General features: G+C 42.4%; 9 protein-coding genes. 4 read left to right on the forward strand and 5 right to left on the reverse strand.

Going from position 1 to position 8,165, the window contains the following annotated elements:
* Positions 1-310: 310 nt before the first annotated feature.
* Together EWV84_RS16360 and EWV84_RS16365 are read right to left on the reverse strand one after the other, a co-directional pair.
* Positions 311-700, reverse strand: a complete 390-nt coding sequence (locus EWV84_RS16360; protein ID WP_287078855.1) for a type II toxin-antitoxin system VapC family toxin — start codon at positions 698-700, stop codon at positions 311-313.
* A complete protein-coding gene (locus EWV84_RS16365) occupies positions 690-899 on the reverse strand; it encodes a hypothetical protein (protein WP_287078856.1) in 210 nt (69 codons plus the stop codon). Before EWV84_RS16365 ends, EWV84_RS16360 begins: the two co-directional genes overlap by 11 nt.
* A gap of 246 nt (positions 900-1,145) precedes the next feature.
* On the opposite strand from EWV84_RS16365, the gene EWV84_RS16370 reads away from it, so the two are divergent.
* The 3 genes from EWV84_RS16370 to corA all read left to right on the forward strand — a co-directional run bounded on the left by EWV84_RS16370 (position 1,146) and on the right by corA (position 4,222).
* Positions 1,146-1,439, forward strand: a complete 294-nt coding sequence (locus EWV84_RS16370) for a hypothetical protein (RefSeq protein ID WP_002759475.1) — start codon at positions 1,146-1,148, stop codon at positions 1,437-1,439.
* A gap of 253 nt (positions 1,440-1,692) precedes the next feature.
* On the forward strand, positions 1,693-2,970 hold the full coding sequence (locus EWV84_RS16375) for a recombinase family protein (protein WP_287078857.1): 1,278 nt from the start codon (positions 1,693-1,695) through the stop codon (positions 2,968-2,970).
* Positions 2,971-3,061: 91 nt separating this feature from the next.
* Positions 3,062-4,222, forward strand: a complete 1,161-nt coding sequence (gene corA / locus EWV84_RS16380) for a magnesium/cobalt transporter CorA (RefSeq protein WP_287078859.1) — start codon at positions 3,062-3,064, stop codon at positions 4,220-4,222.
* Positions 4,223-4,964: 742 nt separating this feature from the next.
* Here corA and EWV84_RS16385 read toward each other — a convergent pair.
* The 3 genes from EWV84_RS16385 to EWV84_RS16395 form a co-directional block, all read right to left on the reverse strand.
* Positions 4,965-5,474, reverse strand: coding sequence for a tetratricopeptide repeat protein (locus tag EWV84_RS16385; RefSeq protein ID WP_286825898.1), 510 nt, complete (start codon positions 5,472-5,474; stop codon positions 4,965-4,967).
* A gap of 24 nt (positions 5,475-5,498) precedes the next feature.
* The gene (locus EWV84_RS16390) at positions 5,499-6,011 is read right to left on the reverse strand and encodes a hypothetical protein (protein ID WP_287078860.1); all 513 of its coding nucleotides are present in this window, start codon (positions 6,009-6,011) and stop codon (positions 5,499-5,501) included.
* A gap of 257 nt (positions 6,012-6,268) precedes the next feature.
* Positions 6,269-6,754 (reverse strand): allophycocyanin subunit alpha-B, encoded by a 486-nt coding sequence (locus EWV84_RS16395; RefSeq protein ID WP_012267184.1) that lies wholly within the window; start codon positions 6,752-6,754, stop codon positions 6,269-6,271.
* A 231-nt stretch (positions 6,755-6,985) separates the two neighbouring features.
* On the opposite strand from EWV84_RS16395, the gene EWV84_RS16400 reads away from it, so the two are divergent.
* Positions 6,986-7,771 (forward strand): slipin family protein, encoded by a 786-nt coding sequence (locus EWV84_RS16400; protein ID WP_287078861.1) that lies wholly within the window; start codon positions 6,986-6,988, stop codon positions 7,769-7,771.
* Positions 7,772-8,165 lie beyond the last annotated feature (394 nt).

The following is an 8,165-nucleotide window of genomic DNA, read 5'->3' on the forward strand; positions in this document are numbered from 1 at the left end:
TATGTTTGACGAGGTTTTCGCTACCCTCCCTTTTTGTCTCTTATGCAGACTTTCGAGTTCAAGGGTTCAACTCAATCGAGCCATTCACTACCGCCCACTCAGGGGATTCAAACCAATTTTATTTTAACATCAAGCCGTCCTAAAAGGACGGGGCTTTAACCCAAAATTTTGGTAAAGAGTCTAACTTGCCTTCGATTCTTGTTAGAACAGTTTCTAGGGAATCGGTGACGGGGGATTGACTCATCTGAATTTCGGAGATTATTCGATCGCCTAGTGGTATTGTACGCTATTCTTGTAGGTGATACACTCTTTACCAACGTTCTAAAATCAGTCCATCTACATAATTAAAATCAGTATCATCTGTCACCAATACCCAATTATTTTCTATACATTGAGCAGCAATCCATAGATCATTCATGGGTATGGGTCGTCCTTTGCGCTTCAAAGCTAACCGAGTTTGAGCATAAACCGAGGCGGTTTCTTTCCCCAATGGTAAAACCTTACAGGCTTCTATAAAATCCAAATAACGAGGTAAATTTTGTAAGGGGCGCGTGGAATTTTCCGCACCAAATAGTAACTCTCCCACCACAACCATTGGTAAAATGATTTCTGGTAGTACCAGCACTCTTTTAGTAACCCCTACGTCTCCATTTAAAAAACGAATTGCCGCAGAAGTATCTAAGGCAATTTCACCACTCATTGACATCTACCTGACGACATTCTGTTTTAATGGCTTGTTGTAGTTCTTTGGCCTCTGAATCGCTTAAAATGCCTGAAAACTTGGCCAGAGGATGACTGTTGCCTGTTGCCTGAACTCGATGTAAAAAATCTAACACGGTTTCTATTAGATCATCAGGTGCTTGTTCGAGTTCTTGAATTAATTGTTGACGATGGTTCATAGACATTCTGAACGAGTAATACAGTAAATGTGATGACTACCTTGAATTCTCAATGACGTTCTCAAATTTTGGCGAACTTTTTCCCAGAAATAGATTTTAATTGACTCATCTGAATTTCGGAGATTATTCGATCGCCTAGTAATATTGTAGGCTGATAATCGTTGCCGTTGCCTCTGGATTGGTAATTCTGCCATCTTTCGGGAGTGATAGAATGCGAAGTATCCCCCGCAACAAGGAATTTAGTTTATGAGTCAATCGGGAGAAACCGTCACCTATTCCCTAGAAGCCATCCTGACGCGGATCGAGGGAAAGATCGATCGAATCGATGATCGCCTGACAAAACTAGAGGTAGGACAGGCAAAATTAATCGAGAAAGTCGAGGGAATGGATAAGCGGTTAGAAAGGCTAGAAAACGAACAATCGGGGCTAGTTAAGGATATATCCGATTTAAAAGGGGCGAAATCGCTGATTATCCCCGTAACCGTCGCGATTATTACCGCCATACTCACGGTTTTCCTTCGCTCTTTACCCTCTCCCTAGACGAATCGCGCCCGGCCTAGAAATTGCCAAGTGTAGCGGAACGATCGCCAGCTGGCGGGGGTTAGGGAGATGGGCAGAAATTCCTTTTCCATTCGCCCGCGGGTAAGCTGTTGACTATCTAAATTACTGGTTAAGACTGTCTATGAGCGCCGGAGTTGGGAGCGGGGAGAGGTAGTTCGAGCATTTGTACTAAACTTTTCAAGACGCGGTTTAAAGGCAGTACAGCTTATCTATAGGAGGATTTCGGCAAAACATGAAAATTATCGCCTACACCTATACCAATCCCCTGCTCGATAGTCCCCCCGATGCCTCGATTTGGGTCTATTCTCCCGAACAAGTGTATCAGGATTTTGGCGATCGCTCACAACGACAGCAACTGCTCCGCGATTGTCAAGGGACTCCCCCCCGACTGCTGATCCTGCGTCGCATAGCAGAATTGGGAGACAATGGCACAGAAGTTAGCAAAATTTTACAATCCTTAGAAGCCCTCGACATAGATATAATTGCCCTAGAAGACCCGGATTATAAGCTTAATTTTGCCAAGATTCTGCAAGAAATCGCAAAAAACGAACTAAGTAACCGTTTAAAAGCAGGTCACGCTCACAATCGTCTGCAAGCTTTGCCTCCCCCCGGAAAAGCCCCCTACGGTTATCGTCGTGGCAAGGAGCGTTATATACTCGATCGCAGTACCGCACCAGTAGTCAAAGACTTTTTTGATCGCTTTTTGATTTCCGCTTCCCTGCGTTCCACGGTGCGCTATCTAGAAAAACGCTACGGCAAGAAGATATCGGTAGCCACTGCCCATAAATGGCTGAATAATCCCGTTTATCGCGGCGATTTGTGCTATCTCGGTCAAGATATTATCCCCGATACCCACACCCCGATTATCTCCCGGGAAGAAGCGGCCCAGATCGATCGCATCCTGAGAAATAATCGCAAATTACCCCCCCGCAGTGCCAGCGCCCCGCGTTCCTTAGCGGGTTTAGTCCTCTGTAGTCAATGTCAATCGGGGATGACGATTACCAAAGTGACGGCGCGAGGAAAAGGCACAGAATACCTCTATTTGCGACCTTTGCAATGTCCCCGGACAAAAAAATGTTCGGCGATCGCTTATGAGAAAATTCTTGATAGCACAATCCAGCGCATTTGTCAAGACCTACCACCGACGATCGCTCAGATATCTTTACCGGATTTAGAGGGGATCAAACGGGGAATGAGCGAGGAAATAGGGCAAAAAAACGATATTTTGTCGCAATTGCCCTCCCTAGAAGCGGCGGGAATTTTAGATCAAGAAACGGCTAATCTACGGGCCTATAAACTGAAAAACGAGATCGCGCAGATTCAAGGACGTTTAGACCAATTACCCCCCGATAACCTGACTATTATCGCTCGTGCCGTTGCTTTTCCGCAATTTTGGCGAGATTTATCGGAAATCGAGCGCCGTTTTTATTTTCGCGAGTTTATCCGTCACATCGAAATCGAGAGGGAAACGGCTAATAATTGGCATTTACGTTTAATATTCGTTTTTTAACAATCTTGGACAATCTTAAAGTTAGCTAAAAATTGAGGAATGTTTGAGCGATCAATGCTAAGAAAAAGGCAAACAGCGATCGATCTCAACTATGAGCAATAACAAAAGATTAACTAGGTATAAAAAAGGGCGAAAATCCTCCCAGACAAAACCCCACCTTTACGATTACCACTATAACCAACCCGGGACGATGCCGGGGTTAATCACCATCGATGAAAATGCCGTTACTACCGAGATATTTTTAATTAATTATAATTCTCAACAAGCCACTATAGTTAATAATCTCTTACCTCAAGACTGTCTTAAATATTTATCCAATGATTCCATCTCTTGGATCGATATCGTCGGTTTGGGTAATGAAGATAAACTGCAAGAGTTGGGGGAAATTTTTCATTTACATCCCTTAACCCTTGAGGATATAGTCAGTATTCCCCAAAGACCAAAAGTGGAAGAATGCGATAATTATATTTTAATTATAGTGCCAATGGCCATCCTGATCGATCATCAGGGTTTTTTGTTAGAACAAATCAGTTTAATAGTCGGGAAGAATTATATTTTAACCGTGCAGGAAGAAGGACAATACGATTCTTTAGAGGGAGTTAGGGAAAGAATCCGTTTGAATAAAGGTTCCATCCGGCAGCAAAAATCGGGTTATTTAGCCTACTCGATTTGGGATGCAATTATTGACGGTTATTTTCCTGTTTTAGAGTCCTACGGAGAAAGAATCGAGGAGTTAGAAAACGAAATTTTAGCTAGTCCCACGGAACAGACTTTATCAAAAATTTACCAACTACGTCAGGAATTACTCTCCCTGCGACGAGCAATTTGGCCGCAAAGGGACACCCTCAATGCGCTTTTACGGGATGAGTATATTGTCATCGATACAACGATTAAACCCTATCTACGAGACTGTTATGACCATGTAGTACAAATCCTCGATGTTATCGAAAATTACCGGGAATTTGCCAATGGTTTAATGGATTTTTACCTGTCTTCCGTGAGTAATAAAATGAACGAGATTATGAAAACTTTAACGGTAATCTCGACGATTTTTATCCCGCTCACCTTCATTGTCGGTATTTATGGCATGAACTTTAATCCTGATAAATCCCCCTATAATATGCCCGAATTAGAATGGTATTGGGGCTATGTGTTCGTCTGGGTGTTGATGCTAACCGTTGCTTTCAGTTTAATCATTTTCTTTTGGCGACGCGGCTGGTTTAAGAACCTATCGACAGCGAAGAAAAGATAAACTGTTAAGCAGATTAGACAGACCGGACTTCAGCCGGCATCTAGCAAGAGAAAATGGCTATTGCAGAGAAATTAATAATTTAGTGTCTACGGTATTTTTTAACACTTTCAGTTGATGGCTTCTCATTTTGTCCAACCAACTATAGTGCTGGTTGTGACATTGATAGACGATATCGATGTCACCAATCTCTGACTTAACCTGAGCCAAGTAGTTTTCTAGTTCGCTAATTTTCATAACCAATCTCGCTTGCGCTGAAGGACATCAACCCTAAACCAAGAATTATCCCTAAAGGATAGGGGTGACTACAGTTATTATTATAGGCCGATCATAATTCCTAAAAAAGTTCTTATCTAACAAAGTTAGCTAATGTCAGGGTTAGATGATATTAGCTAAGTTTCTTTCTAGTCGTCTAGGGGGCAGTGCCATTCCTAGGTAGGGTCTGCAGCAAAAAGTTTTTCGTGGGGGTAGGGTGTGGGGTGTGGGGTGTGGGGTGTGGGGTTTTACCCATTTTCAGGGGGTCAATTACCTAATTTTCAGGGAAAAAGTGCCTAAAAAAGCCTAAAAATATTATCCAACAAGGTTTTTAGATTTATTCAGCAAACCCTAGGTAAAGGGGCTAATTTACCGAAGCAGGGCCGCAGTAATGCCCAAGCAATGTCGATAATCGCAACAAGTCAAGAGATAAAAAATTCTCGATATTGTCTTTCACTTCGCCCAGCTTCAATAATTAATTCTTTTTTCATTACTTTTTAGGTTCTGGGGGTTGCTGTTTGGAAGCTGCCGCAATCGCTTGATTTAAGCGAGTTAATTCTTCTTTAAACTTCGGTTCTTGGGGATAATTTTTGACTAATTTTTCTAGGATACTTTTAGCTCCAGAAACATCTTGAGTTTGTAATCTTGTTCCATAAAGAACTAGCATAACTTCCAGATTGTCGGGATATTTTTGATATAACTTTTCTAAAGGTTCTCTGGCTCCGATAAAATCTTTTAACTGTAAGCGAGCTTGGGCCAGTCCTTGCAAAGCAGTGGGGTTATCCGGTTCGCGTTCGAGAATTTTCTCGTAACCTTTGACCATTTCTGCTAATTTTTCGGGAGGAATAGTTGCCTCTTGCCCAGGTTGATTGCCTTGGGGGGAATTAGAATTATTATTTTTCCATAAACCTAAAGTTGGCACCACCATTAAAGCCAAAAATACTAAACCAGAGGAAACAATTAAGACTCGTTTGAGCGTATCGTTATTTTTTTTGGGCATACTTTTTAAAGATTAGAGATAAGATTAATCGGTAGTAACTCGATGAAATTCGTGACCCCAAAGATTATAAGCCCAAATTCCCAAGCCAAAACTACCTAAGCAGAGGATGGTGAGCATCAGGAAAACTTGCCACCTATTGTAACCTGCTTCCTGAATTTCTAGACGACCAAGGATAGCAGCAGCTAACAGGATTAAAACTCGACTAAATACCGCCCACTTGTGGAAGATAAAGACTACCGCCAAAGACCAGCCGAGAATTGATAATACAGCGCTAATATCGTTTTTAAACCAACTGCGGAAAAATACCGGCATTAAGTGACTAAACAGAGTTAATCCTAGGGCAATTGAGAGGATAACCCCTACCGCTAGGATATAGATGATGATTTCTAGCCATTCGCTCGTGAGAGTCCAATTCATCTCATCACCGCGGACAAGTAACCAATCACTCCATGATAAACGCTCATGGGCGATCGACCAGCCAAACACCCCATAGACCGATGGAATCAGAAAAGTCAGTAGTATAATGCGCCAAAACATAATCAGTTATCAGTTATCGGTTATCAGTTATCAGTTTTGAGTTTTAAGTTTTAAGTTGTGAGTTGTGAGTTGTGAGTTTTGAGTATTAAGTGAGCAGTATGTATTAAGTGAGCCTCATCAAATGGCAGTTTCCTACTGTCTTTTCACTGATTACTGATTACTGATTACTGATCACTGAAAAAAGTCAAGCCTGAACCCTGAAAGAGACGAAAATTGCTCCTTTTCAGACTTCAGGCCTCTGGGACTGTCCCGATCGCTTAGGACATATACTGGATGATAAAGTCGAAGTAGGGGGCTGCTGCCACGGCATCTTCTTGAGTCAAAAGACCTAAAGCGGCCTCTTTGAGACAACGAATCGCCTCCACCATGCCGGGGACGGGAACATTAAGAGAGTTATACATCTCTTTGACCCCGATCAGACCGGTTTGTTCGATCGGTCCCTTATCTCCGGCTAATACCCCATAGGTAACTAGACGCAGATACCAACCATAATCGCGCAAGCATTGATTATATTGACGCTGACCGTAGGCATTACCCCCCGGCGCTCTATAATCGGGACGTTTCTTGAACAGTTGTTTTTGAGCCTGATCGACGATTTTTTTCTCATTGTCAGCGAGAGTTTCGGCAATGCGAATTCTCTGCTCACCGGTTTTTAAAAATTGCCCGATACCCTGTAGTTCACCACTACTAGGATAACGAAGTTCGTCGTCGGCTTTGAGGATGACTTGGCTAACTACGCTCATAATATCAAGGTAAATTCTGATAACATTCTGTAGTTTATCTCAGGTCGGGGTCTGGAAGTCGAGTCAACCCTGCTGGTTGGGCAATTCCTAAAAATTGTAATATTTCGTTATGAGTTTCCCCGACAGCCCGGTTACTCTCTAGAATGAATGTATTAGTGGTCAGCCGTGAGGAGATTGTCGTTGAGATGTCACCGCACAGTGATTACTTGAACCCGATAACTGGTAATTAATATGGAATTTTTAGCACCCTTCTTGTTGATAGCGGGCATTCTGGGATTAAATGGCTTTAAAATCGATCGAGAATACCAGCGTGGTGTTATCTTTCGCCTAGGGCGTTATCAAGACACCAAAGGCCCCGGACTGTACTGGATCATTCCCCTAGTTGACCAAAAAATGCGGGTGGATATTCGCACCAAAACCGTCGATATTGCCCCGCAAGAAACTGTCACCGCCGATAATGTCACAATTAAGGTTAATGCGGTTCTCTACTATCGCATTATCGACCCCAACAAAGCGATTAATAAAGTCGAATCCTACCCCACGGCCGTTTATCAAGCGGCCATGACCACTTTAAGAAATGTAGTTGGTCAAAATCATCTCGATGATGTCTTGCAAAAACGAGACAAAATTAATCAAGCAGTCCAACAAATTGTCGATGAAATTAGCGAACCTTGGGGCATTGATATCGAACGGGTGGAGATGAAAGATGTGGAAATTCCCACCGCTATGCAGCGAGCTATGGCCAAGGAAGCGGAAGCATTGCGAGAAAAACGCGCCCGTTTGATTAAAGCTGCCGCAGAACAGGAAGCTTCGCTAAAATTAGCCGAAGCTTCCCGATTAATCATGGAAAATCCCGCCGCTTTGGAATTACGCCGCCTACAAATGTTAACGGAAATTGGCGCGGAAAATAACACCAGTACCGTGATTATGCTCCCCTCCGATATCTTAAATCTTGCTCAAAAATTAGCCGAAAAAGTAGCCCAAAATGGCTCAATTGTCAATAGCCAAAAAGGTTAATTTTTAATAATAAAGATTGGGTGTGTTAGACAAACCTAACGGCTGCATCTCATTTTTGTCAATCTACCAAGTTGGGATTTTTAATGGGAAACTCTCTGCTAAAATCGGGCGTTACTTCTGATTTTATCACTCAACCCAAGCCTTTGGGGGGTTCTACCCCCCAAACCCCTAGGGCTGTTTCATTTAAATTAAGTACACCGGATTTTGAGTCAATAAATTTGACCGAAGATTCTCAATTTTATCTTTCTCTAACCAAAACGGTTAGTCACAATAAGTAATCTTTAATCTTCTGCCAATATTTATTATGAATAAATTGATAAAGCTTGTTTCCAAGCCACTAAAAGCCTATCTCTCTTCAAATTGTCTGAGAGTATATCCTGTTAATTTAGCTAAT

Source organism: Microcystis sp. M_QC_C_20170808_M3Col (assembly GCF_007095505.1).
Classification (GTDB): domain Bacteria; phylum Cyanobacteriota; class Cyanobacteriia; order Cyanobacteriales; family Microcystaceae; genus Microcystis.